Raw genomic sequence first — 26,100 nt, 5'->3', positions numbered from 1 at the left:
CGTTTTCATGATGTTTGCTTGCCAGCATGCCACGCCCGGCACGCCTTGCCAAAAGCTTCGAGGATGCGCATCGACACCGGGTTGTCGGCGGCCTTCCATTCAGGGTGCCATTGCAGGCACAGGCTGAAGGCTTCGGGATGGACCGGGTCGGCGATGCTGACCGCTTCGACCACGCCATCGGGCGCGCGGGCTTCCACCTTGAGCAGGGCCGCCAGGCGGTTCACGCCCTGGCCGTGCAGGCTGTTGATCTGGAATTCGCCTTGCGGGTTGACGATGCTGTCGGGCAGACCTTGCAGGGTCTGTGCCAGGAAGCCCCCGGGCACCAGCTTCGCGGTGTGGGCAAAGCCGTATTCCTCGTCCAAGGGCAGGGTTTCGTCGCTGCGGTGGTCGTTCAGGCCGGGTTGTTCGTGCACGGCCTGGTGCAGCGAGCCCCCCAAGGCCACGTTCACTTCCTGGAAACCACGGCAGATGCCCAGCAGCGGCAGGCCCATGGCCACGGCGCGGCGCACGATGGGCAGGGTCCAGGCGTCGCGCTCGGGATCCAGGGGCAGGGAAGGGTCGTGGACCTCTTCGCCGAAATGGCTGGGGTGCACGTTGGAGGGCGAGCCGGTCAGCAGGATGCCGTCGGCGATGGCCAGCAGCGCATCGAGCTCGGCCGGCGTGGCGCCGGGCACGACCAGGGGCACGCAGCCCGCCAGCCGCACAGCGTCCACGTATTTCTGGCCGACGGTGTAGCAAGTCAGGCTGCCGACCGGTTTTTGGCAGGCGGGGACCAGGACAAGAGGATGAGGAACCATCTGTTCAGTTTGCATGATGCTCAAGAACCCGCAAGTGGCATGCCATGCAGCGGCGCATTGCCACAAGGCCCGAGCTTACAACTGAACACAGGTCTCCCGGAGTAAATGCCGACAATGCCCGCAAACGTCAAACACAGGGAAGAGCATCCATGACACTTCAATATCGCATGGCGGTGGCCATCGGGCTGTCCGCATTCTTTTGCGCCCCAACCTGGGCCGGGACCAACTTCACGAACCTGACCACTTACCAGGAAGGCGGTGCGACCGTCAACGCCAGCACCAACGGCGCAGCCATCACACAGGCCATGAACAATGGCGACAACCTCCAAGGCCTGCGATTCGACTTCACAGCCGGCGGCAGCGCTGCCTTGAGTTTGCCTTTGAGCCAGCCCAAGACCGGTGCTTACCTGGCCTTGTCGGTCCGCGCGCCACTGGACAACAAACTGAGCGTTCAAATCATCGGCACCAACGGGCAAACCGACCAGGTCGTGCCCTGCAACACAGGCAATGCACTGTGCATGATCGACCGCTCTGCCTCATCCCTGGACGACCAGGGCTGGTCCCGCCACAGCTTGGCCTTCACGCTGCCCACCAATGTCACCGTCAAGACGATCAAGCTGATCGCCGATGGCGCCGCTCACAACAAAGGGGTGGCTTATGTTCGCAGCGTTCAAATCCTCCCGTACGCCCCCTCATCCGCCTATCCAGAAGCGCCGTCGCCATCGCTGACGCTGTCATCCGTGGCAGCCGAGGCCAGCGCAGGTGCCGTGGTCAGCTTGTGGCCATCAGGGCCCGCGTACTCGGGTGACGCCATCCAGGTTCTCGAATTCTCTTTCACGGGTCCCGGCCAGATGATCGCCCTCAACATGACGCCAACACTGCCCTCCGCCCGGTCGGAGACCAGTTATGTGCGCTTCAAGATGAACGCCCCCGTCGCCAACAACGCGTATTTGCGGGTGGTGGACAAGGATGGCGAGGTGTTCCCCTTTCTCGTCAACCGCAAGCAAACCCCTGCGGACATCCAGGGCTGGACCACACACCTCGTCAAGCTCTATTCACACAGCGGCGCCTGGGGCGGCGTCCCCGGCGTCACGGACAACAAAATCATCGACCTGCCCCTCAAGGAGATCCGTTTGGTGGTGAACTCCACCGCCAGCGCGTCTTCCGGCCGAGCCTATTTCAAAGACATCGACTTGTTGGACCACGCACCTTCGCCGCTGGAGTCGCTGGGCAATCTGCCTTACTTGGCCACCAATTCCGCCACAGCGGTGTCCGTCTCCAACTGGGCGGCCGCCACCGTGGCCACCAACACCGCTGTCGCCGCGGGACAAGATGGCGTGCGGAGTTTCAAGTTCACACCCAGCGCCGGCAAAACCATCGCGGGCATGTCCATCGGCTTGCCCAGCGGGCGCCCCACGAACGGCCAGACGCTCCACTTCCTGGCCAAGCTGCCGTTGGGCTACAACCTCAACCTGCAATTCAATGACGAGGCCGAACAGGCCTTCGATGCACGGGCCATCCGTCCATTGGCCGTCGTCGATGACGCAGGCTGGGTCGAGCACACGGTGAAGCTGGAACGCACCGGCACCCCGTCCATTTACAACGCCATCAAGCGCTTCATCTTCGTGGTCAGCGCCAATGGCATGGGTGGAATCGTGGCCGCCTCGCCCACCCCAGGCTCCTCGGAGGTCGAAGTGCAGATCAAGTCGCTGTACGTGGACGAACATGTGTACGCGCCCCAAGATGCCAGCACGCCGGAACGTGTGAAAGCCGACCACGCCCTGGACCTGGTCGCTGGCACGCCCGTCAGCGCGGACTGGCGTGCGGTCTACGCCGACCCGCTGCTCAACACCGGCGTGGCATCCCCCGCGAGTGACGCGGCCTTGGCCCGCGACATCGGCTTCAGGAAAGTCCGTTTCGAGTTCTATTGGGCCAGCATCGAGAAGACCGCCGGGGTCTACAACTTCACCAACTACATCACCCCGATGCAGTCCTTGATGGCGCTGCCCAGCCCCACGGTCGACCCCATCGTCATCCTCGACTACAACAACACCTTGTATTCAGGCGCGACCGACAAGTCGGCCATCCATGCAGGCACCACCAACCAGACGGCATTCCTGAACTTCGTCACCCGAGCCGCCACCGAGGTCAAGAACAATTTCCCGAACCAACTGGGCCGCGTCACCTTCGAAATCTGGAATGAGCAGAATGTGGCAGCCAAGAATTGGGTGCCGCTGCCCAGTGATCCGCCCGGTGGCATCAATGCCGAAAGCGACTACGCCGATTTGCTGAGCAAGGCCTCGGTGGCCATCAAGCAGGTCAGCCCTTTGTTCAAGGTGGTGTCCGGCGGTCTCGCGCTGACCACCGACAGCTCGCAATTCGACACCGAGTACCTCAAGAAAGTGGCCGCGGCTGGAGGCTATGCCGCCACCCCCGTTACCAGCAAGGCCGATGCGGTGGGACACCACCCTTATCAGCACGATCTGCCGGAGTTGAAGACGGTGGAGTTGGCGGGGGTCGCCGCGTACATGCGCAAGACCCTGAACTTCCAGACGCCGTTCTGGGTGACCGAAGTGGGCACCGCAGCCTCCAACTTCACCGAGGGCCTGGCGACCAACGTGCCCAACGATGCGAATCGCAAAAAGCAGGCGCGCATCCAGCTCAGGCACGTGCTCAACAGCTGGGCTACCAACCGCCCGCTGCACGTGCTGTATTCGCTGCGTGACCGAGGCGACAATTCGCTCAGCAGCGAGTCCTACTACGGACTGTTGGACAGCCTCGGGCAATACCGCCCCGCCGGCAACGCCATCAAGCAATTGTTCAGCGTGGCCAATGGCCGCAAACTGGAAGGCATGGCGACCGGCCTTCCCTCACGCGTGCAAGCGATGAAGTTTTCGGCGAACGACAAGGACCCTGTCTACGTTGTCTGGTCTGACAACAGCAGCACGGACGAGGTCGATGCCATCACGACACTGAGCACCACGAGTTCTCCCCCCAAGGCTTGGGTGACCGACATGGAGGGCAATGCCGTGGCTTGCCAGCCCGTGGGCGGCGACGGACGCGACCGGTGCCCGCTCTCGGAGGTGGGCGGGCCCATTTTCGTTCGGGTCGCACGCCCCTGATCCGGCATTCAGCAGGGACCCGAGCCCATCTTCGCCATCCCCGCCTTGATGTCCTCGGGCGTCAGATCACGCGTGTGCGTCGCCAGCGACCATTTGTGGCCAAAGGGGTCTTCCACCTGGCCGTAGCGGTCGCCCCAGAACATGTCGGCCACCGGCATGGTGAGCTTGGCGCCTGCGGCCACCGCCTGCGCCACGCCCGCGTCGACATCCTCGACGTACAAGTGCAAGGTGACCGGCGAGCCCTTCAAGGCCTTGGGCCCCAGTGACCCCCATTGCGGGAATTCGTCGACCAGCATGAGCACCGAGTCGCCGATGCGCACGGCGGCGTGCATCAGTTTTCCGTCAGGCCCCGGCAAGCGGGCTGTCTCTACCGCGTTGAATGCTTTCTTGTAGAACTCGATGGCCTCGGCGGCGCCGGCGCACACCAGGTGCGGCGTCAATGAATGCATGCCGTCGGGGATGGCTTTGACATTGGAAGCAGTGCCCATGGTTTTTCTCCTGTGGTGGGTGGTTGCATCAACACGACGAAGCACCTTGCGTGAATTCGACACCTCAGGTCAAGCGGGCTTTCAAAAAATCGCCCAGCACGCGCATCCGTGCGCTCAGGTGCGTGCCCTGTGCCAGGGCCAGCACCAGCGGGTAAGGCGCCGATTCCACCTTGGGCAGCACCTGCACGAGCCGCCCCGCCGCGCGGTCGGCCGCCACGTCCAGCCGCGATTTCAAGGCGATGCCATGGCCATCGATGGCCCACAGGCGCGTCATCAAGCCGTTGTCCGCCACGCGGCGGATGCGGGGACGGATCTCGACCGGGCTGCCGTGGTCCAACAGCTTCCACACCAGGCCTGAACGGCCGGCCAGGCGCAGGGCGATGCCTTCGTGGCTGGCCAGATCGGCCACGCTCAGGGGCGTCCCGGCGCGCCGCAGGTAGTCGGGCGATGCCACCAGGATGGCCGTGTTGTCGGCCAGGTGGCGCACGATCTGGTCGGCCTGGGCAGGCTCTCCATAACGGATGGCCGCGTCCACCGGTTCGCGGCTCAAGTCGGCCACGCGGTCGCCGATCAGCACGTCGAGCTGGATCAGCGGGTGGCGCTGCAGGAACTCGTCGAGCAAGGGGCGGATCACCTGGGTGCCCAGGTCGGTGGGCACCCCCAGGCGCAGCACGCCGCGCACCTGGGTCATGGGCGCGTGCAGTTCGCCCACGCCGTGGTCCAGCAGCAGCAGGGCCTCGCGCACCCGGCCCAGGAATTGTTCGCCTTCGGGCGTGGTGCGAAGCGCGCGGCTGCTGCGGGCAAACAGCTTGACCTTGAGGTGGCCTTCCAGCCGGCGGATGGCGGCGGTCGCGGTGGCGGGCAGCAGGTCCTGTTCGCGCGCGGCCGCCGCCACGCTGCCCAGGTCGGCCACGCGCAATGCCAGCCGCAGTGCGGGCAATTCCAGGCTGCTGAGGGCAAGGTTCGGCATGGTCGATTGACAAATGGTGTTTGCGGCTGGTGCAGTTTCCCACGTCTGGTTTGTGCGTCAAGGGCGGCGCACAGTCGCCCCATCAACCTTTCGGAGATCCGCCATGAAAGCCGTCGGCTACCAGCAGAACCTGCCCCTGTCCCACCCCGAATCCTTGCTTGACCTGACCTTGCCCGAGCCCACGCCCGGCCCACGCGACCTGCTCGTGGACGTGCACGCCGTGTCGGTCAACCCCGTCGACACCAAGGTTCGCCAGAACATGGCCCCAGAGCCAGGCCAGACCCGCGTGCTGGGCTGGGACGCGGCCGGGGTGGTGCGGGCAGTGGGTTCGGACGTCAAGGACTTCAAGGCGGGCGACCGGGTCTGGTATGCGGGCAGCATCGGCCGCGCAGGCAGCAACGCCGAACGCCAGGTGGTGGACCAGCGCATCGTCAGCCGCATGCCCACCAGCCTGGATTTCGCCCAGGCCGCCGCCCTGCCCTTGACGGCCATCACCGCCTGGGAGTTGCTGTTCGACCGCCTGGGCGTGCCACGCCGCGGCGGCCAGGGCCAGCGTCTGCTGGTGGTGGGGGCTTCGGGCGGGGTGGGATCCATCCTGGTTCAGCTCGCGCGGCAGTTCACGCAATTGGAGGTGATCGGCACCGCCTCGCGGCCCCAGACCGTGGACTGGGCCCTGGGGCAAGGCGCCCACCACGTCATCGACCACCATCGCCCCCTGAAAGATGAACTGGCCCGCATTGGCGTCGACGGCGTGCACCTGGTGGCCAGCCTGACCCACACCGACCGTCACTACGAGGCCTTGATCGACGCCTTGCTCCCGCAGGGCAAGCTGGCCCTGATCGACGACCCCGCCACGCCCCTGGACGTGCGCCCCCTCAAGCGCAAGAGCCTGTCCATCCACTGGGAAATGATGTTCGCCCGCTCGGTGTTCGAAACCCCTGACATGGCCCAGCAAGGCGCCTTGCTGGCCGAAGTGGCCCTGGGCGTGGACCAGGGACTGCTGCGCAGCACGGTGACGCGCGACTTCGGCTTGCTCAACGCCGCCAACTTGAAGACAGCGCACGCCTGGGTGGAAAGCGGGCAAGCCGTGGGCAAGGGCGTGCTGCGCTGGCGCTGACGCCCGCAAAGTGGGAGCACACGCCGGATTTGTCGCAAACAGCCCCCAAACTGTCGCCTAGGGGACTGTCGGCGACAGGGACCCCTGCCTACAGTGCAGGCATGCTCGACACCACCCGCCCGGGTCACCCCAACAGCGACATGCCCTTCATCGCCGCCAACGCCTGGATCAAGGCGGCGACGCATTGCCGCTTCAACATCGACCCGCTGTTCAGCGAGGCCGGCGTGGCCCTGGGCGCCGCGCACCAGGTGCCCATGGTCCGCCGACAGGCCCTGGCCCGGCTGATGCAGCAGTGCGTGGCCCGCGCCGCGCCGCACTACCACTTCCCCCTGGTGCTGGGCGAACTGTTCGCCTTCGACCACCTGCCCGCGCTGGAAACTTTCCTGGCCACCAGCCCCACCTTGCGCCAAGCCCTGCCCGCGCTGCAATGGGCCGGCATGACCATGCCCAACATGGCCCTGCGCGTGGAAGAGCAAGGCCCCCAGTCCATCCTCCTGGTGGACATTGAACTGGGGGACCACGACCCCGCCGTGCGCGGCTACTTCGTCGAATCCGTGCTGGCTGCCATCAGCAAGATCGTGCGCCTGGCGCTGGGCCACACCGACCTGATCCACCACATCGAAGTCCGGCACCAGCCCAGCGCGCTGTTCATGGCACAAGCTTCCACCTTGTCGGCGCCCGTCAGGCCCGTCCAGTTGCGCGATGCGGCGGTCTTCTCGACGCGCCTGCTGGACATGCCCTTGCCCGGCGCGGCGCCCGGCCTGCATCGGAGCGCGCAGACCTTGCTGAACCAGCAGCTGCCCGTCGCCAGCGGTGACCTGGTCACCCAGATCGAAGGCCATTTCCGGCAAACGCCGGCGCTGTTGTGCCAGGGCATCGAACGCATGGCCCTGCGCCTGGAACTGCACCCCCGCACGCTGCAACGCCGCCTGCGCGACCAGGGCCAGGCCTACACCGACATCCAGGCCCGCTGCCGACTCGACATGGCCAAGGCCGCTTTGAACGAACCACGCTGCCACATCGAATCGCTCAGCACCGCCTTGGGCTTCGCCGACCGGCACAGCTTCACCCGCGCGTTCAAGCGCTGGACCGGACTGTCGCCCAGCGCCTTCCGCCAATCCCAAGGGCGGCGCGCCTTGCCAGAATCAGGAGACACCGCACCATGAGTGAACAACACGCCACCATCGTCCCGCGCGAACAGCTCGACTTCGGCCTGGACCAAGACATCCCCAAGTACTGGATGGACAACGACCCGTTCAAGACGCGCTTCTTCGATGCCATGTCCACGCTGTTCCCGCAGGGCGAGAAGTTCTTCATCACCAGCGTGCGCGAGTACCGCGACCAGATCACCGACCCCAAGCTGCTGCAAGAGGTGAAAGACTTCACGCGGCAGGAGGCGCAGCACAGCCTGGTGCACCGCCATTACAACGACCGCCTGAAGAAGCAGGGCATCGAGATCGACGCGATCGAAGCCGAGTTGCAACAGCGCTTCTTCGTCGATGCGCCCAAAGTCACCACGGCACGACAACGCGTGGGCATCACCGCCGCGCTGGAACACCTGACGGCGATGATGTGCACCACCTTTTTCGAGCGGCGCGAGTTGCTGGACAGCAGCGATGCCCGCGTGCGCGCGATGTACGCCTGGCACGCGGTCGAGGAGGTCGAGCACAAGGCCGTGGCCTTCGACGTGCTCACCAAAGTGGCCAAGGCCGGCTACTGGAGCCGCGTCATGCCCATGGTCACCGTGAGCTTCGGTTTTCCGCTGACGGTGGCCGGCATCATGAACCACATGTTCAAGGTCGATGGTTTCAGCCGTTGGCAACGGGCCAAGCTGTGGGCACGCGGCTTGTGGTGGTTCTACAAGCCGGGCGGCTTGTTCATCCCCACGCTGGGCTACTACCTGGCCTACTACAAGCCAGGCTTTCACCCCTGGAAACTGCAGGAGATGCCCAGCTATGGCACCTGGCTGGACACCTTCCAACGCACGGGCGATGCCATCGCGGCGGGCAATGCGCTGCACGCGGCGGGGCATTGAGCAAATAGCCCCCGATCCGAGACTTGTTTCTCAGGCTGAGGGATCGATTCTGTCGAATCAAGGAATTGACGAGATCAAGACGAAATACGTGGTGATGCTGGGCATCGGCATGGAGATGCATGCCGTGGCCCTGCTCTACCAGCGCGACCTCGCTCAGGCCAGGACACCCGCGATCGAACCCAGGGTGAAGCTCAGATTGCGCACGCTGCCTTGGCCCTGCTCGACCATCAGGCCATTGTTGTAGCTGGCGTTCAGCGTGGCCGGAGGCATGCCGCCAATGGGGTTGCCCTTGAGCTTGCGCTGGTAGGTGAACTTGCCGGTGTCGGTCACGGTGACGGCCACGGTCACTTGGTCTTCCACCTTTTGGAAGGCGTCTTCAGGACGGGCAGGCATGTCGAAGATGGCGGGCGATCCGGCATCGTGGATGTTGCGCCAGACCTTGAGCTCACCGCTCAGGGTCTTCTTGTCGGCCGAGAGCTTCAGGCGGCCGTTGGTGTAAGTCACCAGGTCGGACGATGCGTTGGCGCTGCCGGGCGGGTGCGAGTTGGCGAAGTGCTCGACAAAGGTCACGTACACGGCGGGGTAGATGGGGAAGTCCTTGCCAGGGTTCAGCGCGCCTTGCTTGGCGTAGTCGAACAGAGACTGGATGGAGGTGTCGTTGGCGGTCGTCATGGTGTGTTCCTAAGTTTGTGATGATGAAAGAAGTCCCGCAGGACATCGGAGCGCTTGGTTGTGTTCCGATGCCATGAAGTTTGCAAGGGCCCCGTTTCAGCAGCGTTTCACCCGGCGAACGCCTGTGTTGCAATTGTTGTGGTGGCCGTGCGCGGGTTCAGCCCACCAAGGCCGCCACCTTGGCCAGCAGATCCCCCTTGGAGAATGGCTTGTCCAGGCTGTCGCTGCGCGAATCGCGCAAGAACTTCTGCGCGTCCATCGACAAGGTATCGCCCGTGACGAACAGCATGCGGCGTGACAGCACCGGGTGCCGTGTCGAGAGTTCGCGCCACAAGGCCGATCCATCCATGTCGGGCATGCGCAGGTCCGAGACGACCGCGTCGAAACGGGCCATGTCCAGCAGCTCCAGCGCCACCGCGCCCGACTCGGCCGTGGCCACCTCATAGCCGGCACCTTCGAGCATGTCACGCATCAGCGAGGTCAGCTCGGGCTCGTCGTCCACCACCAGGATGCGGGCCAGCATGGGTTCCTCGTCCAGCTCGGGCAAGGGCGATGGGAGGGTGTCCTCGGCCGGCTGCGCGTTCATGGGCAGGACCAGTCGGAAGCTGGCGCCGCCCAAGCCACTGGGGCCGCGGCTGGCGCCCAGGGATTCGAGCAGCAGATCGCCACCATGTTCGCGGGCGAGGGCCCGCGAGACGGCCAGGCCCATGCCCGTGCCCATGCCATCGGGCTTGGTGGTGAAGAAGGGCTCGAACACGCGGCCATGCAGCTCGGGCTTCACGCCCTGGCCGCTGTCGCGCACGCGCAGCCACACGCCGGCTTGATTCGACCCCGTCTCGGCACCCGTTTGCACCTGGACATGACGCGGGCCATCGAGGCCGGCCAGGGCTTGCTGGGCATTGACCAGCAGGTTCAGGATCACCTGGCCGATCTGGTCGCCATCGGCCAGCACCTCGGGCAGGCTGGGGTCCAACTCAAGGCTCAACTCGATGCCGTGGCTGCGGTAACCGTAGTGCAGCATGTCGGTGGCCGCCCGCACCATCTCGTTGAGCCCGACGTTGTGGCGCTGCGAAGGCCGGCTGCGCGCCATGTTGAGGAAGGTGCGCACGATGCGGCCGCAACGCTCGGCGGCCTCGCGGATGCGCTGAACATCGGCCTTCAAATCGGCCGACTCGCACTTCTCTTCCAGCAGACTGGCACGGCCCATCACGATGGCCAGGGGGTTGTTCAACTCGTGGGCCACGCCCGCCAGCAGGCTGCCCATGGCGGTGAGCTTTTCGCTTTGCCGCAGGGCCTCGCGTTGCCGCTCGATCTGCTCGGAGGCTGTGTGGCGCTCGGTCAGGTCCACCATCGAGGCCGTGTAGAAGACCGAGTCGTGCACGCTCGTGCGCCACAGCACCATCTCGATCGGGAACTCGCTGCCATCGGCGCGCAGGGCGTGCATCTCCATGCGCTTGCCCAGGATGCGGGCTTCGCCCCCGCCATCCATGCGCTGCATGCCGGCTTCGTGGGCTGCGCGAAAGCGTTCGGGCATCACGACCTCGCTGACGGGCCGGCCCAGCACATTGGCGCGCGACCGGCCGAACATGGCCTCCGCCGAGGGGTTGAACTCGACGATCAGGCCTTTGGCGTCGGTGGAAATCAGCGCGGCCAAGGCGTGGTCCACGATGGCGGACTTGAGGACTTCGCTGGCTTGCAGTTCCTGCAACTTGTCGGCCAGCTCCAGTTCGCGTTGTTTGAGTTCGGTCAGGTCGTGCCTGAACACGGCCACCGATTGCACCTCTCCATTGACTGGCGCGAAAGGCACCAGGGCCTCTTTCAGAAAGCGCCAGCCCTGGCCGGGGCCGCCCAGCCAGCCACTCCAGCGCAGGGTCTCGCCGGCGAACAGACGCTCGCTCAGGCGGGCGTAGCGCTTGACGTACAGCGCGGGCCCCAACACGGTGGACAAATGCTGGCCCACCACCTGCTCCCAGGTGCGGCCCAGGCCATCCAGCATCTCCTGGTTGGCGTATTGGTAGACATGGTCGCGGCCAAAAATGCCGACCTGCGTGGTGCTGTGGTCCAGCAAGGCGCCCAGCAAGGTAGGGTCCAGCGGAAAAGCCGGCGACTTGTCGGTCCGGTCGGGCGTGACCGACCAGGTGAATTCGCCTTCTTGTTCTTCCCTGCTCATGCCTGTCGCGCTCCCGCTTTGGTGGGCCATCGACTGGCCGGTGCGGCATTGTGATGGATGGCGCTTTGGCGGCAGTCGGCGGCCGGCCTCTTTTGTTTCATTCGTTGCAAGCAGCCCGAGGCCAGGGCATTTCAGGCCCTGGGCCCGATATCATCGCGCCCAGACAACAACGCGGGGACCCCAGGCCATGGTGCCAGGCAACAAGACCGATCCGGTGGTGATGGTGGTGGACGACGAGCCCGAGTTGCGCTCGCTCCTGAGCGAGTATTTCGAGCGCCACCAGTTCACCGTGCGCACCGCGCAGGATGCGCTGTCGGCCCGTGCCCTGGTCGCCGAAGCCGTGCCCGACGTGGCCATCCTGGACATCAACATGCCCGGCGAGAACGGCCTGTCGCTGGCCCGCTGGCTGCGCGAAACCCACCCCGGCATCGGGCTGGTGATGCTGACCACGGCGGGCGATTCGGTGGACCGCATCGTGGGCCTGGAACTGGGCGCGGACGACTACCTGCCCAAACCCTTTGAAGTGCGCGAACTGCTGGCCCGCGTGCGCGCCCTGGTGCGCCGGCTGCGGGCCGAGGTCACGCCCCAACCTTCAGTGACACCCATCACCACGACAAGGGTCCGCTTCGGTCAGTGCGCACTCGACCTCGACTCGCGCCAGCTGTTCAGCCACGACGGCGTCGAAGTCCCCGTGACCGCCTCGGAGTTCGAGTTGCTCGCCCTGTTCGCCTCGCACCCCAACCGGCCGCTCAACCGCGACCAGATCATGGAGCAGGCGCACAACCGCGGCTGGGACGTGTTCGACCGCTCCATCGACCTGCGCGTCATGCGCCTGCGCCGCAAGGTCGAGCGCAACCCCGACAAGCCCGAGGTGATCAAGACCGTGCGCAACGTGGGCTACGTCTTCGTCCCGGTCGATGACGACGTCAACCGACCAACACGAAGCGGTATTGGCCTGGATTAACATCGTCTTATTTGTTGGGGTTTGGCATGGATCGATCAGGCAAGCATGTGGCAATCCTCGGATTAGGATACCAAGTACCCGACGCCATCCGGGGCAACGACGACCCGGTGTTCGACCAACTGAGGGCGCACCAGCCCGCCGGCTCCGACATCTTCCATGGCCTCAAGTACCGCCGCATCTTGCGCCACCCCAGTGACCTGATCGGGCTCATGGTCACGGCCGCCAAGACAGCAGCGGAACAGGCCAAGGTGCCCCTGGACCAGGTGGACATGTTGCTCGGCTCTCTTTCTGTGGGCCAGTACTATTCCCCCAACGACCTGGCGGCGGTGCACCGCGACCTGGGGTTGTCCCGCCACTGCCGAGTGATCGGCCTGAACAACGACGACAGCAATTACATCGACGGCCTGCGCCTGGCCAATGACCTGGTGCAATGCGGCACCATCCGCCATGCCCTGGTCGCCTGCGGCAACAACTGGTCGCACCACGTGGATTACACCGAAGCGGTGGCCCATGCCGCATCCGATGGTGGTGGCGCCGCCCTGATCGGCTGGACGGACGATGTGTCCAGATTCAGGCTGGTGGATTGGGACAGCGACACCCAGACCCAGTACTTCGGCGACCTGCGCATGGCGCAACGCCCATCTCCCCACGAAGGCCTGTTCACCACGCCGCTCATGAAGCTGGACGACGAACGCGGCCCCGCCACCGTCAGAGCGTTCGGCTACCACGCGCCGGGCCCGATGGTTAACCGCATGCTGGCCCGCAATGGCCTGACCGGGCAAGACATCACCCTGGTGCCGCACCAGACCTCCAAGGCTGTCTACGACATCTGGAACGAGGCCATCAAACCCGCGCATTACATCGAGACCATCGAAGAACTGGGCGACATGGTGGACTCTTCCGTGCCCGTCAATCTGGCCAAATGCTACGACGAGATCAAGACGGACTATTTGGTGCTACAGGCCATCGGCATGGAGATGAGCACCACCGCCCTACTCTACAAGCGCGGGTAAGCAGCCTTCAGCAGCCTGGGTCCCCTTCAGGAAAGAGGGGGCTGGCAGGCCAAGATGCCGTTGAAGGACTTGTTCCGCGGTGCTCAGTGCCCCCTCCACCCAACCCTGCGCGTGCGAATAAGCCTCGCCGCAGATGTACACCGGCAGGCCTGGCACCGGCTGCATGATGTTCCTGGCCACCTCCTGGCTGTTCACATGGCATGGCCAGAAATTGGCGCCTCCGCCATACAGGTCATCGCCCCAATCCCGGTAAGCGGCCGCATACGGGAACAGGTCCGGGCAAGGTTGCAAACCATGCATGGTCATCAGTTGCCGATGCGCTGCCATGACCAGTCCTGTCGGAGCGGCGTACTCCGGCCACGGTGTCATGGCAGCGACATCGGCCGCAAAGCTGGTGGGGTACGGCCGTTGATCGCTCTTGGCCGCCACATCCAGGACGTCCGACCCCATCCCGTCGTTGTAGATGAGCACAAAGCCTGCGTTTGAACCATCGCCACTGGTCTTGTAATAGCACTGGCGGATGGGCAGATCCGTGACCGACCGTCCTTGCGTGATGCCCAGTTGCTCCCACCAGCGTTGCCGGTAACAGAGCGCCAGCTTGCGCAGCGGGATGGGTTGCACGGACTTGATCATGCGGCTGACATGGACCTGGTCGGCGCCAAGCACCGCGCCCGTGGGCGCCAGCGATTCGAGCGAACGGCGCGGCATGGCCAGGACCAGCTTGCGCGCCAGCACGGACCGGCATTCGCCCCTCACCAGGAACTTGAGTTCGATCGCCTTGGAGCCGTCATCGAGCTGAACCCGGTCGAAGCTGAGCAGTTGATGCTGCAAGTGAAGCTCACCACCTTGCGCCACGAACTGCTTCGCCATGGCCTGCGGCAAGGATTCGTAGCCCTGCACAAGGCTGCGGTATTCCACATGTTGGCCGTAGCCGGACAGCTTCCATGGAAAGCCATCGGCGGCATTCCAGGTCGAATAGATGCAGTCATAGCCGCTGGCATCCTGCGCGAATTGACAGGCTTCCTGGCTGACCGAACGGTCGAAGACCTGCCTCATGGTCAGGTCGAACAATTTGTGGCCGTCGTACTGGACAGAACGCGCCAATTCATCCCAGGCGATCCCGCCAAGATCCCTGATCGGTTTCTTGAGGATCGACTCCAGCAGATGCCGCGCCGCCATGGCAGTGATGCCCTCCTTGATCCCTGCACGCTCCCGCGCGTTCAGACCATAGGGCAGTTTATCGGGATCGATCAGATCGGCCATGCGCAAACGACGGCCACGCAGGTAGGCGATGTTGCACCCATGGTTGACCTCGAAGGGCACCGTCGCCAAACCAAGCTGCTCGACCAAGGCATGCACCAGGCGATGGCTCAAAGGGAAGCGCATGCCCCCCAGCTCGACCCGCGCCCTTGGCATGCCGGGAGGGGCCACCGACAGCAGACGCCCCCCGATCCGGTCGCTGATTTCGTACAAGCCAACCCGATGCCGCCCGTCACCCCGCTCGGCCTGCTGTTGCAAACGCCAAGCGCTGTAAACACCTGCCACACCAGCCCCGACGACCGCCACATCCTGCACTGCCAAACGACTGCTCATCAAAACTCCGCATTCACGTCCATATGCGAGACTCTGCTAAGCTTATGACAATAATGCAAGTCTCCCAGGTGGGACGGTCGGAAATAGCAGTCATGTCCTCGCGCACCCTTTCCTCATCCACCGTTGCCCAGTTGCTGATCGCCCTGTTGAAGGCCGAAGGGGTCACCAAAATTTTCGGGATCCCCGGGGGGACCGTCGTCTGGCTCATGGCCGAGTTGAAGAGGCAGGCCCCCGAGATCGAGTTCGTGATTTGTCGCCATGAAGCCGGGGCCGCCTACATGGCCGACGGCTATGCCCGCGCCAATGGCAAGCTCGGTGTGGTCATGACCACCTCCGGGCCGGGTGCGATCAATGCCCTCTCGGGCGCCATCAATTCACAAGCCGGACACACGTCGGTGCTGGTGATCACTGGCGAAGTGCCTGAAAAATATTTCGGCCAAGGCTATTTGCAAGAAGGCTCGGACACGCAGCTCAACGTCAGCGGTGTCTTCAGGCACGCGGTTGAATCCAGCGTGCTGATCACCAACACCAGCCACTTCCAGACCTTGTTCAAGCAAGCCCTGCGCAGTGCCTTGTCACTGCCCAGGCGCACGGCCCACGTCAGCCTGACCAACGAACTGGCGAGCCGGAACATCGCCTACGACGCCGCCAGCCTCGACCCCCAAAGCTACCGGGCCCGCGCGGCCTGCACGGACATCAAGGCTGTTCAAAGCGCCCTTGGGCAATTGCTGGAAGCTCGCCGCCCCTTGATCTTCCTGGGCAATGGCTGCCGCGAAGCCCTGGCCTGCCCTGAACGACTGGCGGCCTTTGTGGAGCTGGTCGAACGCCTGGCCATCCCGGTGATGACCACGCCGAACGCCAAAGGCATTTTCCCGGAGTCACACCCGCTTTCGCTCAAGAACTACGGCATTTGCGGCAGCGCCTGGCCCCGGGCCTACATGAAGCCCGAGTCCGACCCGGACCATTTCGACGCATTGCTGGTGCTGGGCTCGAGCCTGGGCCAGCTCACCACGTCGGTGATCGCACGCGAGCCCTACTCGACTGGCTTGATCCCACGTGGCCCGTTCATTCAATTCGACCTCAACCCCGGCATGATCGGGCGCAGCTTCCCGGTCACCCAGGGCGTCATCGCCGAGCTGGGCGCCACGCTGGACGTCTTGTGTGAACTGGCGCCCCGGCAAGCCCCCGATGCTCAAGCGGCCGATGAGCGCCGGGCCCTGATCGCGGGCATCAAGCGCGAACAGCCCTCGTGTGTTGACAGCGCAGGCTACGCCTCCGAGCAGGCGCCCGTCCATCCGGCGGCCATGATGCGGGTGATCAATGAAGTGATCACGGATGGGCACATCTTCATCGACGCCGGCAATTGCGTCGGCTGGTCGCTGAACTACATGGCGGTCGACCCGCCCGTGCGTTATCAAAGTGCCTTGGCCATGGGCCCGATGGGCTTCGCGGTGGCGGCCGTGGTGGGCGCCAAGATGGCCGCCCCGGATGTGCCTTGCCTGGCCATCGTGGGCGATGGTGCACTGATGATGCACGGCGCTGAAATCTCCACGGCAGCCCAGAACAAGGTCGGAGCCATCTGGATCGTGCTGGACGACAATGACCTGAGCATGGTCAGCCAGGGCATGGAGCAGTTGGTGCCCGACCAGAACACCTGGCTTGAGTACTACAAACTCGGCCGGCCGGACCTGGTCAGTTTCTCGCGTGGATTGGGCGCCGAAACCTTCGCCATCCAAGCAGACCAAGGCCCAGGTGCCTTGAAGACCGCCCTAACGCAAGCCGTGGCCTCCGCGCAAAGCACCGGTCGCCCGCAGGTCATCGTGGTCTACATCGACACCAAGCCCTCACCACCCTATGGGTGGCCGGAACTGGTGCAAGGCTGAACGGCGCCTGGTTTCACGCCTGCAGGAAGCTGGCCAGCGGAACGGTTTGCGCCCACATTCCGAAGTAGCGATCGATTTCCTGCTGGCTGCCAGCCACGTCGCGGCAAAGCCGCTGAACGTTGTCCGTGACCGGCAACAATGCCGCCACTTCCTGGGAAAACAGATGGAAGGGCACCGACACGTGATCGCGTTGGTCCTTGAATCCAAGCATGGCCTCGTCCAGCTCCTGCCCACCCGACAAGCCCTGGTGCAGGGCGTTGGCCAGGCTTTCCGCGTCTCGCAGTGCATTGGTGATGCCAGCCATGGTGATGGGATCCATGGTCAGGCCAGCATCCCCGACCAGGCTCCATCCGGCGCCTGAAGGTTCACGGCAGAAGGTGTTGATCGAAGTGCTGATCCAGTCTCCTTCACGCCGGCCGGCGCGAACACGGGCGGCCAGCAAGGGGCTTGTCAACTCAAGCTCTTCGAAGAACCGGGCTTCGACCTCGGCGCGGGGCATGCGTGCCTCCCGGCCAGGCATGACCATCCCCACCAGCACCTGGTCGTCATTCGTCTGCCAGGCATAGCCCAGGCGCCGGGGACGCGACACGAACTCGGCCCCCTTGAGCGACATGCCCGAGAAATAAGCGAAGGTGTTGAGCGACCCTTGCTCTTTGGGAAACGCATGGTATGGCTGGCTGCCCACCGCAGAAGCCACGGCCGAATGCCGGCCATCGGCGCCCACCACCCAACGCGCCGTTTCCTCCGAAACACTGCCGTCGGGATTTTTCACACGGACGCCCACAACGCGCGGGCCGTCCCACAGCACGCCATCGAACAGCAGGCCTTCACGCAACTCGGCGCCAGCGGCCACCGCGGCCTCCAGCAGAATTTGATCGAGCACCACCCGTTTGGGCGCGAACGCGGCGCCCACATTGGCCTGCGCAGGCCGACCTTTGAGCACCACCGGCCCAAGGTCCAGTGAAAATGCCGTCAATGGCGGGCACAGAGAAGCCCGCACGGCGTCCAGCACGTTCCATTTTTGAAGCAGGTCGACGCCAGCATGCCAAATCAGGTGAGTGGACAAGCGCATGTCGCTCGGAAACCTGTCCTGGTCGATCACCAGGACCCGGTGCCCCTGCCTTGCCAACAACAAAGCAGTCGCGGCACCTGCGCACCGTGCGCCCACCACAATCACATCCAACATGCAAAGACTCCAGATACAGCCAAGACGTCTACTGTTTGCGGGATGCTAGCGCATTTGCCACCGCCCGGTTGGATGACCTGGGCGGGGCCGTTCTGGTCAGGACTCGTCGTACTTGGCGTAGCACAAGCGGCTGGGCCTTATCCGCAGCCTCACCAATGAAACCAGGAAGCTGAACCCGGCCTGATTTGGGTCGATCACCGGAACATAGGTTTGAAGCGCTTCTTCCAGCATGGTGGACAAACGCGCCGCCACCCCCACAAAACCCGTGCATCCCAGCAAGATGGATTGGGCACCGTCTTCCTTGATGGCCTTGAGCGCCAGTTCGAAGGCCTTGACCACCACCACATCCACATTGGACAACTGGTCCACCGGGCAATCGATGGCCCGGATGGATGCGAAGGAATCCTCCAATCCATAGGTGAGGATGTGGCCACGCTGCATGGCCAAGGTGCTGTCCAGAATCGTGAGGATCGAGAACCGTTGGCTCAAGGCCAGGGCCGTGAAGGCCGAGGTCGGAAAGCCCCCGATGATGGGAATGTCTACCACTTCGCGCGCGGCCTCCACGCCGCACATGTCGAAGTCGCTCAGCCAGATGCCCTGGAAGCCTTCTTGCTCCAGCTGCTTGGCCAGCTCGACCACCGGGTAGCCGTTGTGCAGCCAATCGGTGCGGCTTTCAATGCAGTCATGTCCTTCGGTCAGGTTGCGCACCTCGACTTCGAAGTCCGGCGGAATGACGGGGGTCACCGCTTCCAGCAGGAGCTGGTTGAACTTGTCGGTGTTCACCGGTGCCAGGATGCAGACGCGTGTTTTGTTGCTCATGATTGATTTCCCTGCGTTTTGATGTGAGCCAGGACTTCCACCGGGACATAAGGCCCGTGGTACCCCATGGTGCCCAGGAGGTCCATGAAGCTGGTCAGAATCAGTCCATCCGGGATGCGCAAGGCCGCATTGGCCGACAAGCCGAGCAGGGTCACTTGCCGGCCTTTCACCGCCGGGTTCAGTGAACCGTCACTGAGCACGAGGTCCCCGTTGGAGAACACCGACTGTCCGGCGCCTTCCACGAAGTAAGCGATGCCATCAGGCGCCAGGCAGATGGGATGCGGCTTGGCACTGTCCCACGCCAGCAGAGACTCGTTCTGGTAGAGCACCGTGGCGCTGCCATGGGCGCTGTCGATGCGCACCGTGCCCAGGTCAAAGCCACCCGTGGTGTCGACCTTCGCGGACTCGATGGTGCCCGGCCCGAAGATGACCTGGGCCTTCACGCCTGATTCTTTGTGCAGGAACTCGATCACGGCCTTGGGCGTGCTCAGGTGCCCTGCCTGGATCGCCTGGCCGAACTTCAAGGCCCGCGACAGGGTGCCCCTGATGGGCAGGGCCTTGGCCAGGGTTGCCGGGTCCATGACCCACATGGCCAGTCCGCCAAACTCATCGAACTCCGGATCGGCCACGATGGGCCGCATCATTTGTTCGACAATCTCCGACACATCCTGCTGATGCTGATCACCGCCATGGCTGCCCTGGCTGGGCGTGACGTTCAACTCCACCGCCAGCCCACCTTGGCTGACCAGGAAGGCCGGCCGTGGATCGACGTGTTGCGCCGCAAAGGTCAGCATCGGAAGCGAAGGCACGGCACGGCCAGCGCCATCCGCATCAACCACCGACAAGCCCAATCGCGCCGCAACCAGACACGCCACGGTGAAGCCCAGCGCACCACTTTCTGGAGGCACCACATAAGCCAGTTTCTTGCCGCTGGCCGCCAGACGCGCCTGCACCTGCTGAACGGCGCCCACGGGGCCCTCCGGGTATTTGGCGCCATCGATCGCCTCCGGGGCGCCCATGTAGGCCACCATGACGGATTCGCCATGGGTGGCCTCTTCAACCGTCACCACCTTGACGGTGTCCTTGGGGTAGTAACTTCCGGCCTGGAAGTTCGACACCAGGCTTTTGGCGGACACCACCGTGCCCCCGCCTCCGCTGCCAAAAAAGCAGCCTCCCAACAGCAAGGCCTCCAAATCCGCCCTGACAAGTTCGTATGCCATCGTGACCTCCTTCTCCCCTGGGGGAATTAGTGAACGAACAGCTATCTTCGAAGCTTGCCGAGGAAGGTTATTGCACGAATAAGGCCTGGGAAAGCCGCGTCTTTTTCTTCTACCTGGATGGATTTGGTCAGAACTTCGATCGCCTGCGCGCGGCGGCCGGTCTGGTCAAGCAAGTGCGCCAAGTGGGTGGCCGCCCCGAGCCGGGCGGGAACCGCCCCCAGGATCAGGGCGGTGGACAGTGCGCCTCGCAAGCCCTCTTCCGCGCCACCGAGATCCTTCATGGCCATTTTTGCCCGCGCCTGCACATAAAGCAACTCGCTCAAATAGGCGCGATCCTGGTGCTGGATGGAGACCTCCAGGGCCCGCGCAACCATGCGCTCTGCCTCCGGCGCACGCCCGGCCTCCAGCAGCAGCTCGCCATATTTCCAGGCCTGGAATGAATAGAACAACTTGCCGCCATTGCGCAAGACGTGGGTGTCATAGCCGTCCCTGATCGCTTCTTCGGCTTCTTCGAACCGCCCTTGCGACGCCAGGTGGCATCCACGGAAGATCTGGCCTATGCCCCGGTAGAACACGAAGCCATGGGCAATGGACAAGGACTCCAGGTCGGCGGCCAGGGTGGCCAGTTGCTCCATGTCCTCGAACAGGCAGGCCAGCCAGGCGGCCCCCTGCAAGGCGATGGCCCGATTGAAAGGGTGGTCCTCGTCCGTTTCGTAGGAACGCTTGGCCAACCGGGCACCAACCAACTGGGCATGCTTGAAATGGCCCACCTGGAACGATGCCAGGCCCTCGAACGTCATCGCCAGCCCGATCAGATCGAAGCCCTGCGTGCCGGTGCAATCAGGCCTTTGCACAGGCATCAGCCCGCCACGCGTGAGGCAGGCCAGGGTCTCGATGCTGTCCCCCACCCAGAACAGCGTGTTGGTCATGGCGACGTGGGCTTCCACGATCAAGTCCTCGTTGCCGCTGGCCTGGGCATGCTGCAGCATTTCCTGGGCTGTCGCACGGGCCTTGCCCAGTTCCATCGTCATCAGTTGCGTGGACCAGATGCCAAACAGCAGGGAGTTGAGCTCCACGTCCTCGACCATGCCCTTGCCCGCCTTGAAGGCTGCTTCGTAGGCCTGCTTGGCGCTGTCACTCAACCAGCCATCCACGCTGCGCAAACACACCCCCAGCAAACGGTAAAGATCGAAGATGGTGCGCTTGACCTCGGGTTCGACCGAGCTCATGTCCACCAGATCAAGGCCCTGTCTGATGAGCGGAATGGCTTCTCGAAAATCCGACCGATCGACCAACAACCGCGCATTTTCAAGGGACTGTGCCGCCGTCATGAGCTTGTCGTCACGCGATTGCAAGCGCCGCTCGACCGCCTTGCGGCTGACACCCAAGGCCCGGGCGGCAGCGGTCTTGTTGTTGCCGGCAAGTCGCATGGCGCGGTTCACCAGCAGTTGCTCCACCGCGACCAGTTTGTCCGGCCCTTCGAGCGCCATGAGCGCATCGGCCAGCGCGTCATCGGACACCCCACCCCCCAAAGCCGGCGCGAGGAACGGCTGCAAGATTTCCGCAGTGATGTGATCACCGTCGGACAACACGCCCAACCGCTCCACCAGACTGCGCAACTGGCGAACATGGCCGGGCCATTCCTGGGCCTGCAGACATGCCAACGCCTCGGCGCTGAAGCTCAGCTTGCGCGGCTGCAACGCCGCGAAGTGGGCCACCAGGGCCGGGATGTCGTCACGCCGCTGGTCCAGCCCTGGCACGTTCAGGACAAAGACGGCCAGCCGGTAATAAAGGTCTTCCCGGAACTTGCCCTGGTGCGCCATCTGGGGAAGGTTGCGGTGCGTGGCCGCCAAGAGCCGTCCTTGAAAGCGCCGGGCTTCTGCCGACCCCAAAGGTCGAAAGGTGCCCGTCTCCAGAACGCGCAGCAGTTTGGGCTGCAAGGCCTTGGGCAACTCCCCGATCTCATCGAGGAAGAGGGTGCCGCCGCTGGCCCGCTCAAAATACCCCGCCTGCTCTCCCACGGCACCGGTCACGGCCCCTTTGGCATAGCCGAAGAATTCCGCCTCTGCCAGGTGCTCGGGAATGGCGCCACAGTTGACATCGACCAAGGGGCCGTTGTGCCCGCCTCTGGCCTGTTGATGGATCAGTTGCGCGATCAGCTCCTTGCCAGAGCCGGTCGGCCCCAGGATCAAGACCGGTCGGTCCGTGGGCGCCACCCTTTCAAGTTGCCGCAGCACTTGCAAAAACTCGGGCGCTTGCCCAATGACGTGGGGAATCGATGACATTCTCAAGCTCGCCAAGGCAAGGACAACATTGCTCTCACCACGAACCCGCGCATAAGACCCCCAATGACGACGTTGAACAGGCTGTGCACAATGCACTGCCAGCACGTTTCAATGTAACAGGCAGGTCAGCGGTCCACGCGCGCCAAGGCCCATGAACAGACAGTGGCGGGCGCCATCTGGGCACCCTCTTGAGACAGTCGATTGACGACCGCAGGCGACAGCATTGCATTTACCATGCCATGAGCCTGCTCCAGGGCCTGCGCCAACTGGGCGTCCCCCACCTGATGCTGCGCCCGCTCTGCATATCCCAGTACACGCGCCGCGGTTTCATGGCGCCCTTCCAGTGCGGCCAGCAAGGCGAACAAAGCAGAGTACAAGTCGAACCATTCCCAGCCACGGCTTCTGGACGCCTCGGCAAAAACCACCAAGGCGCCCCGCGCCTGTTCGACCTCTTTCTGCATGAACAACGCCGCGGCCATGACCGCCATGGCCTGCAACACGATGTTGTCTCGCCTGTGGCGCCCATGGGCCAACAGCTCTCGGCAATGCTTGACAGCGGCCCGGGATTCACCGACGGCCAGGCTCAGGCCAGCCAGGTCTGCCAGCGCCGTCGAGGCCACGACATCAAGGCCATGCGCTTGCGATTGGGTCAACAAGACCTCGCAAACGCGCTTGGCCTGGCCCAGTTGTCCTGCTGACCGCATCACGCTGACCGTGGCCAACTGCCTCTGCATGCGCAAACGCAAGGGCCAGTCTGGCCGCTCCAGCCGGATCATTTCTTCCAGAAAATCATGGACATGGGCAATTGGCACAACCCCGCTGCCAGCCACACAACCCAAGGCCATGTAGCGTCCCTGGCTGTCTTCCAGCGCCAGGCTCTGGGATGCGGCGCGGCAGGCAAATTCGTGCATCAAGGTGCTGGATACGCCCCAGTGCAGGCGGCTGCGCTCCACCCAATACCGGGATACGGCACGGCTGGCCGGCATGGCCACCACCTGAGCCTCCACGGCCACGCAACGCTTGCGGAACTCGGCTGCCAAGCCCAACAACAGGAAAAGGAAGCTGGAAGCTGGAAGCGCCGATCATGTCCACGGCCAACGCAGGCTCGTGGGCCATCATCCAATCCAGTGCTGCGCGGACATTGTCGATTTCCGGGCTGTAGGTTGCCAGCCAGGCCGCATCCGGCATGGTCCAGTAACCGAGATAAGCCTGCTCCATCAAGGCCGCCATGGCCGACACATGGCGGCGCTTCATGAGCCAGTATTCGCCCGACAGGTCCAGTTGCATGCACGCGTATTCGCGCGCGCTTTCCAGCAGGCGGTAGCGGGGCACGTCGGCGCCATCGGCTGCGACCAGCGAATAGTCCACCAGGGAACCCAGCAGTTCGATCACCGCCCATTCATCCAGCAGCTCGTCGAGCGCCACAGCGCCCGCCAGTTGCAGAGTGAAACCCCCAGCGAACACGGCCAGCCGTCGGAACACCCTCTGCGCGGCCGGCGATAGCAAAGCGTGGCTCCATTCCAGGGTGCCCAGCAGCGTCTGCTTGCGCGGCAGCGTTTCACTGCTGTGCCCACGCAAAAGCTTGAAGCGCTCATCCAGGCGGTCCAGGATGCCTTGCAAACCCAGCAAAGGGAGTTGGGCGGCCGCCAGCTTGATCGCCAGGGCCATGCCATCCAGACGCCGGCACAGGGCAATCACGGCATCCACGTTCAGATCGCTGACCACAAAGCCTCTGTCCACGGCTTGGGCCTGGTCAATGAACAAGGCAATGGCGCCGTGATCGACCGCATTCATCGCTGGCGTGCCCGCGCCTGGGACCGACAATGGGCCCAATCGGAACACGCGCTCGTTGTCGAGCTTCAAGGCGGCCTGGCTGGTCACGAGCAGCCGCACATCCGGGGCTGCCACGGTGATGGCCTGGGTAAGGCGAACCACCGCCTCCTGCAAATGTTCAGCGTTGTCGATCACCAGCAAAAGCTGCAAAGGCCTGAGCGCCGTCACCAGCGCAGCCATGGGATCCGCCCCGCCGGAGGACACCCCCACTGCCTGAGAAACGGCACTGACCACCAGCAAGGGATCGGTGATGCCCGCCAACTCGACCCAGACGGCGCCTTGGCGGTGATCTCGGCACCATTCGTGCGCCGCCGCCAGCGCAAAGGCGGTCTTGCCGATCCCACCGGCCCCGACAATGGTGATCAAGGGGTGGTGGCGCTCCTGGGCCAGCGCAGCCAGGTCACGCTCTCGACCCAGAAGACGCCCAGGCAGACTCGGCAGGGCAGACAAGCCGCTGGCAGAAGGCACTGAAACGATGGGCTCATCCCGCAGTCGCGATGGCCGCGACTCCTCGCCCCCGTCATTGCGGGTCAGCGGCAAAGCAAAGCGGTAGCCCCGCCCCGGGATGGTAGCGATAGATTGCTGTCCCAGCAGCTTCCTCAAGGTGGAGATCTGCACCTGCAAGTTGTTTTCTGTCACCACCCTGCCTGGCCAGACCAGATCGATCAGTTCGTTCTTGGACACCATGCGTCCGGACCGACCCAGCAGTGCCAGCAGGAGGTCAATGGCGCGCGCACCCAGCGTGACAGGCTCGCCTTCGGCATACAACACGCGCTCTCCGGCGCGCAGCTCGAAGCGATCAAAGCGATAGCAGTGCGACAACTCTACCTCTGTGGTTTAAGGCTGGCGGGGCTCCGCCCAACAACACACGCCCTGCAACACTTCTTCAAAAGTTTTCAGAAGATTTTCAGGCTTTTTAAGGACATTCCAGACGGCAGGTCAGACAATGGAGTCATTCTAAAGAAAAGCCGCATTTCTGCACCCTCCACCGGAGTCATTTCACGTCAAGTAGCGTTATTTTTTAAGCCTAGGCATTCCATGGAGGTGGAATTCACCAAAGTTGCGAAAATAGCTCGTCCGATTAACCGGGTCTTGATTTGAGGTGTGTTCGATGAGGTGCCGAGCAATGCAAATAACGCTGTCAGCCGTGTTCAGAAACAAACCATCAAGGACCACAGGGAGGTCGGATACAGGGTCGCCCTGAATTCGACAGAGATCAGGGAGCTCTATTCGATCCACAGGTTCCCATTGTCTGGCCAAAGAGCCAGGGGTGGGAATTTATTAGAAAGCCCGCCTCCGTGCGGGCTTTCATGTTTCTATCACCAGGCTCTGGCTTGGTCACCACAGGGTGTCGTCCATGCCGCTTGGCTCCCACGCGCACATGCGCCGCTGGCCCTGCCACGCTTTCCAGGGTTGCCTGTTCAGCAAGCCGGTGCCGCACGACGCTTTCGAGGAGTTGCCCGGCTTGCGCTCGGCCGCGACCACCGCCTAGGATCGCGGACATGAACAGCCAACCCATCGACATCTTCCAGCCGCTCACCCTGCTGGTGTTCTGGACCCTGCTGGTGCTACTGCAGATCCCCATCCGGCGTTTCCGCGCGGCCTTCAAGGGCGAGGTCAGCCCGGGCGACTTCCGCTATGGCGAATCGGCCCGCGTGCCGCCGCACGTCTCGCTGGCCAACCGCAACTACATGAACCTGCTGGAGTTGCCCGTGCTGTTCTACGCGGGCTGCGTGGTGGCCTACGTGACCCAGCATGTGGACCACGTGCTGGTGCTGCTGGCCTGGGTGTACGTGGCCCTGCGCATCGGACACAGCCTGGTGCACCTGAGCTACAACAACGTCGTCCACCGGCTGGGGCTGTTCGCGCTCAGCAATTTTGTGCTGGTGGCCTTCTGGGGGCGCCTCGCCTGGACACTCTGGCTGGGATAAGC

General features: G+C 63.8%; 21 protein-coding genes. 9 read left to right on the top strand and 12 right to left on the bottom strand.

Going from position 1 to position 26,100, the window contains the following annotated elements:
• Positions 1-5: 5 nt before the first annotated feature.
• Positions 6-812 carry a gamma-glutamyl-gamma-aminobutyrate hydrolase family protein gene (locus tag ACREB4_RS05430; RefSeq protein WP_431587180.1) on the bottom strand — a complete coding sequence of 269 codons (807 nt, stop codon included), beginning with the start codon at positions 810-812 and terminating at the stop codon, positions 6-8.
• A 134-nt stretch (positions 813-946) separates the two neighbouring features.
• Here ACREB4_RS05430 and ACREB4_RS05425 point away from each other — a divergent pair, with 134 nt between their 5' ends.
• The gene (locus tag ACREB4_RS05425) at positions 947-3,919 is read left to right on the top strand and encodes a hypothetical protein (RefSeq protein ID WP_431587179.1); all 2,973 of its coding nucleotides are present in this window, start codon (positions 947-949) and stop codon (positions 3,917-3,919) included.
• Between the two features lie 8 nt (positions 3,920-3,927).
• On the opposite strand, the gene ACREB4_RS05420 is transcribed toward ACREB4_RS05425, so the two are convergent.
• Both ACREB4_RS05420 and ACREB4_RS05415 read right to left on the bottom strand, forming a co-directional pair.
• A complete protein-coding gene (locus ACREB4_RS05420; RefSeq protein WP_431587178.1) occupies positions 3,928-4,407 on the bottom strand; it encodes a VOC family protein in 480 nt (159 codons plus the stop codon).
• 64 nt (positions 4,408-4,471) lie between these two features.
• Positions 4,472-5,377 (bottom strand): LysR substrate-binding domain-containing protein, encoded by a 906-nt coding sequence (locus ACREB4_RS05415; protein ID WP_431587177.1) that lies wholly within the window; start codon positions 5,375-5,377, stop codon positions 4,472-4,474.
• A gap of 103 nt (positions 5,378-5,480) precedes the next feature.
• Here ACREB4_RS05415 and ACREB4_RS05410 point away from each other — a divergent pair, with 103 nt between their 5' ends.
• From ACREB4_RS05410 to ACREB4_RS05400, 3 genes are all read left to right on the top strand, one after another.
• Complete coding sequence (locus ACREB4_RS05410; RefSeq protein ID WP_431587176.1) at positions 5,481-6,494, top strand: zinc-binding alcohol dehydrogenase family protein; 1,014 nt, start codon at positions 5,481-5,483, stop codon at positions 6,492-6,494.
• A 101-nt stretch (positions 6,495-6,595) separates the two neighbouring features.
• Positions 6,596-7,660 (top strand): helix-turn-helix domain-containing protein, encoded by a 1,065-nt coding sequence (locus ACREB4_RS05405; protein ID WP_431587175.1) that lies wholly within the window; start codon positions 6,596-6,598, stop codon positions 7,658-7,660.
• Positions 7,657-8,529 carry a metal-dependent hydrolase gene (locus ACREB4_RS05400; protein ID WP_431587174.1) on the top strand — a complete coding sequence of 291 codons (873 nt, stop codon included), beginning with the start codon at positions 7,657-7,659 and terminating at the stop codon, positions 8,527-8,529. Before ACREB4_RS05405 ends, ACREB4_RS05400 begins: the two co-directional genes overlap by 4 nt.
• Before the next feature lie 153 nt (positions 8,530-8,682).
• On the opposite strand, the gene ACREB4_RS05395 is transcribed toward ACREB4_RS05400, so the two are convergent.
• Both ACREB4_RS05395 and ACREB4_RS05390 read right to left on the bottom strand, forming a co-directional pair.
• Entirely contained in the window at positions 8,683-9,201 is a 519-nt protein-coding gene (locus tag ACREB4_RS05395; protein ID WP_431587173.1) for a hypothetical protein, read from the bottom strand.
• Between the two features lie 157 nt (positions 9,202-9,358).
• Positions 9,359-11,371 (bottom strand): PAS domain S-box protein, encoded by a 2,013-nt coding sequence (locus ACREB4_RS05390; protein ID WP_431587172.1) that lies wholly within the window; start codon positions 11,369-11,371, stop codon positions 9,359-9,361.
• Between the two features lie 187 nt (positions 11,372-11,558).
• On the opposite strand from ACREB4_RS05390, the gene ACREB4_RS05385 reads away from it, so the two are divergent.
• Together ACREB4_RS05385 and ACREB4_RS05380 are read left to right on the top strand one after the other, a co-directional pair.
• Positions 11,559-12,335: a response regulator gene (locus tag ACREB4_RS05385; protein ID WP_431587171.1), complete on the top strand. Its 777-nt coding sequence runs from the start codon at positions 11,559-11,561 to the stop codon at positions 12,333-12,335.
• A 26-nt stretch (positions 12,336-12,361) separates the two neighbouring features.
• Positions 12,362-13,348, top strand: coding sequence for a hypothetical protein (locus ACREB4_RS05380; RefSeq protein ID WP_431587170.1), 987 nt, complete (start codon positions 12,362-12,364; stop codon positions 13,346-13,348).
• On the opposite strand, the gene ACREB4_RS05375 is transcribed toward ACREB4_RS05380, so the two are convergent.
• Positions 13,328-14,941 (bottom strand): flavin monoamine oxidase family protein, encoded by a 1,614-nt coding sequence (locus ACREB4_RS05375; RefSeq protein ID WP_431587169.1) that lies wholly within the window; start codon positions 14,939-14,941, stop codon positions 13,328-13,330. The two genes, ACREB4_RS05380 and ACREB4_RS05375, sit on opposite strands and share 21 nt — an antisense overlap.
• Before the next feature lie 92 nt (positions 14,942-15,033).
• Between ACREB4_RS05375 and ACREB4_RS05370 the strand changes: the two genes are divergently transcribed.
• The gene (locus ACREB4_RS05370) at positions 15,034-16,824 is read left to right on the top strand and encodes a thiamine pyrophosphate-binding protein (protein WP_431587168.1); all 1,791 of its coding nucleotides are present in this window, start codon (positions 15,034-15,036) and stop codon (positions 16,822-16,824) included.
• 13 nt (positions 16,825-16,837) lie between these two features.
• Here the strand turns inward: ACREB4_RS05370 and ACREB4_RS05365 are convergent, their stop codons facing one another.
• The 6 genes from ACREB4_RS05365 to ACREB4_RS05340 form a co-directional block, all read right to left on the bottom strand.
• A complete protein-coding gene (locus ACREB4_RS05365) occupies positions 16,838-18,010 on the bottom strand; it encodes an NAD(P)/FAD-dependent oxidoreductase (RefSeq protein ID WP_431587167.1) in 1,173 nt (390 codons plus the stop codon).
• 96 nt (positions 18,011-18,106) lie between these two features.
• Positions 18,107-18,829, bottom strand: a complete 723-nt coding sequence (locus ACREB4_RS05360; RefSeq protein ID WP_431587166.1) for an aspartate/glutamate racemase family protein — start codon at positions 18,827-18,829, stop codon at positions 18,107-18,109.
• Positions 18,826-20,049, bottom strand: coding sequence for a DUF917 domain-containing protein (locus ACREB4_RS05355; protein ID WP_431587165.1), 1,224 nt, complete (start codon positions 20,047-20,049; stop codon positions 18,826-18,828). Before ACREB4_RS05355 ends, ACREB4_RS05360 begins: the two co-directional genes overlap by 4 nt.
• A 41-nt stretch (positions 20,050-20,090) precedes the next feature.
• Positions 20,091-22,334, bottom strand: a complete 2,244-nt coding sequence (locus ACREB4_RS05350) for a sigma 54-interacting transcriptional regulator (RefSeq protein ID WP_431587164.1) — start codon at positions 22,332-22,334, stop codon at positions 20,091-20,093.
• Between the two features lie 125 nt (positions 22,335-22,459).
• Positions 22,460-23,068 (bottom strand): hypothetical protein, encoded by a 609-nt coding sequence (locus tag ACREB4_RS05345; RefSeq protein ID WP_431587163.1) that lies wholly within the window; start codon positions 23,066-23,068, stop codon positions 22,460-22,462.
• A 55-nt stretch (positions 23,069-23,123) separates the two neighbouring features.
• The gene (locus ACREB4_RS05340; RefSeq protein ID WP_431587162.1) at positions 23,124-24,989 is read right to left on the bottom strand and encodes an ATP-binding protein; all 1,866 of its coding nucleotides are present in this window, start codon (positions 24,987-24,989) and stop codon (positions 23,124-23,126) included.
• A gap of 535 nt (positions 24,990-25,524) precedes the next feature.
• Here ACREB4_RS05340 and ACREB4_RS05335 point away from each other — a divergent pair.
• Positions 25,525-25,659 carry a hypothetical protein gene (locus ACREB4_RS05335; RefSeq protein ID WP_431587161.1) on the top strand — a complete coding sequence of 45 codons (135 nt, stop codon included), beginning with the start codon at positions 25,525-25,527 and terminating at the stop codon, positions 25,657-25,659.
• Between the two features lie 10 nt (positions 25,660-25,669).
• Complete coding sequence (locus ACREB4_RS05330) at positions 25,670-26,098, top strand: MAPEG family protein (RefSeq protein ID WP_431587160.1); 429 nt, start codon at positions 25,670-25,672, stop codon at positions 26,096-26,098.
• Positions 26,099-26,100: the final 2 nt, after the last annotated feature.

Source organism: Aquabacterium sp. (assembly GCF_050725395.1).
GTDB lineage: Bacteria > Pseudomonadota > Gammaproteobacteria > Burkholderiales > Burkholderiaceae_C > Aquabacterium.
This window is presented reverse-complemented; position numbering and strand designations above follow the sequence as displayed.

Bases quoted from the DNA above. Each gene is read 5' to 3' on its own strand.
- ACREB4_RS05430 (WP_431587180.1), bottom strand. From the start codon at position 812: ATGCAAACTGAACAGATGGTTCCTCATCCTCTTGTCCTGGTCCCCGCC.
- ACREB4_RS05425 (WP_431587179.1), top strand. From the start codon at position 947: ATGACACTTCAATATCGCATGGCGGTGGCCATCGGGCTGTCCGCATTC.
- ACREB4_RS05420 (WP_431587178.1), bottom strand. From the start codon at position 4,407: ATGGGCACTGCTTCCAATGTCAAAGCCATCCCCGACGGCATGCATTCA.
- ACREB4_RS05415 (WP_431587177.1), bottom strand. From the start codon at position 5,377: ATGCCGAACCTTGCCCTCAGCAGCCTGGAATTGCCCGCACTGCGGCTG.
- ACREB4_RS05410 (WP_431587176.1), top strand. From the start codon at position 5,481: ATGAAAGCCGTCGGCTACCAGCAGAACCTGCCCCTGTCCCACCCCGAA.
- ACREB4_RS05405 (WP_431587175.1), top strand. From the start codon at position 6,596: ATGCTCGACACCACCCGCCCGGGTCACCCCAACAGCGACATGCCCTTC.
- ACREB4_RS05400 (WP_431587174.1), top strand. From the start codon at position 7,657: ATGAGTGAACAACACGCCACCATCGTCCCGCGCGAACAGCTCGACTTC.
- ACREB4_RS05395 (WP_431587173.1), bottom strand. From the start codon at position 9,201: ATGACGACCGCCAACGACACCTCCATCCAGTCTCTGTTCGACTACGCC.
- ACREB4_RS05390 (WP_431587172.1), bottom strand. From the start codon at position 11,371: ATGAGCAGGGAAGAACAAGAAGGCGAATTCACCTGGTCGGTCACGCCC.
- ACREB4_RS05385 (WP_431587171.1), top strand. From the start codon at position 11,559: ATGGTGCCAGGCAACAAGACCGATCCGGTGGTGATGGTGGTGGACGAC.
- ACREB4_RS05380 (WP_431587170.1), top strand. From the start codon at position 12,362: ATGGATCGATCAGGCAAGCATGTGGCAATCCTCGGATTAGGATACCAA.
- ACREB4_RS05375 (WP_431587169.1), bottom strand. From the start codon at position 14,941: ATGAGCAGTCGTTTGGCAGTGCAGGATGTGGCGGTCGTCGGGGCTGGT.
- ACREB4_RS05370 (WP_431587168.1), top strand. From the start codon at position 15,034: ATGTCCTCGCGCACCCTTTCCTCATCCACCGTTGCCCAGTTGCTGATC.
- ACREB4_RS05365 (WP_431587167.1), bottom strand. From the start codon at position 18,010: ATGTTGGATGTGATTGTGGTGGGCGCACGGTGCGCAGGTGCCGCGACT.
- ACREB4_RS05360 (WP_431587166.1), bottom strand. From the start codon at position 18,829: ATGAGCAACAAAACACGCGTCTGCATCCTGGCACCGGTGAACACCGAC.
- ACREB4_RS05355 (WP_431587165.1), bottom strand. From the start codon at position 20,049: ATGGCATACGAACTTGTCAGGGCGGATTTGGAGGCCTTGCTGTTGGGA.
- ACREB4_RS05350 (WP_431587164.1), bottom strand. From the start codon at position 22,334: ATGTCATCGATTCCCCACGTCATTGGGCAAGCGCCCGAGTTTTTGCAA.
- ACREB4_RS05345 (WP_431587163.1), bottom strand. From the start codon at position 23,068: ATGCAGAGGCAGTTGGCCACGGTCAGCGTGATGCGGTCAGCAGGACAA.
- ACREB4_RS05335 (WP_431587161.1), top strand. From the start codon at position 25,525: ATGCCGCTTGGCTCCCACGCGCACATGCGCCGCTGGCCCTGCCACGCT.
- ACREB4_RS05330 (WP_431587160.1), top strand. From the start codon at position 25,670: ATGAACAGCCAACCCATCGACATCTTCCAGCCGCTCACCCTGCTGGTG.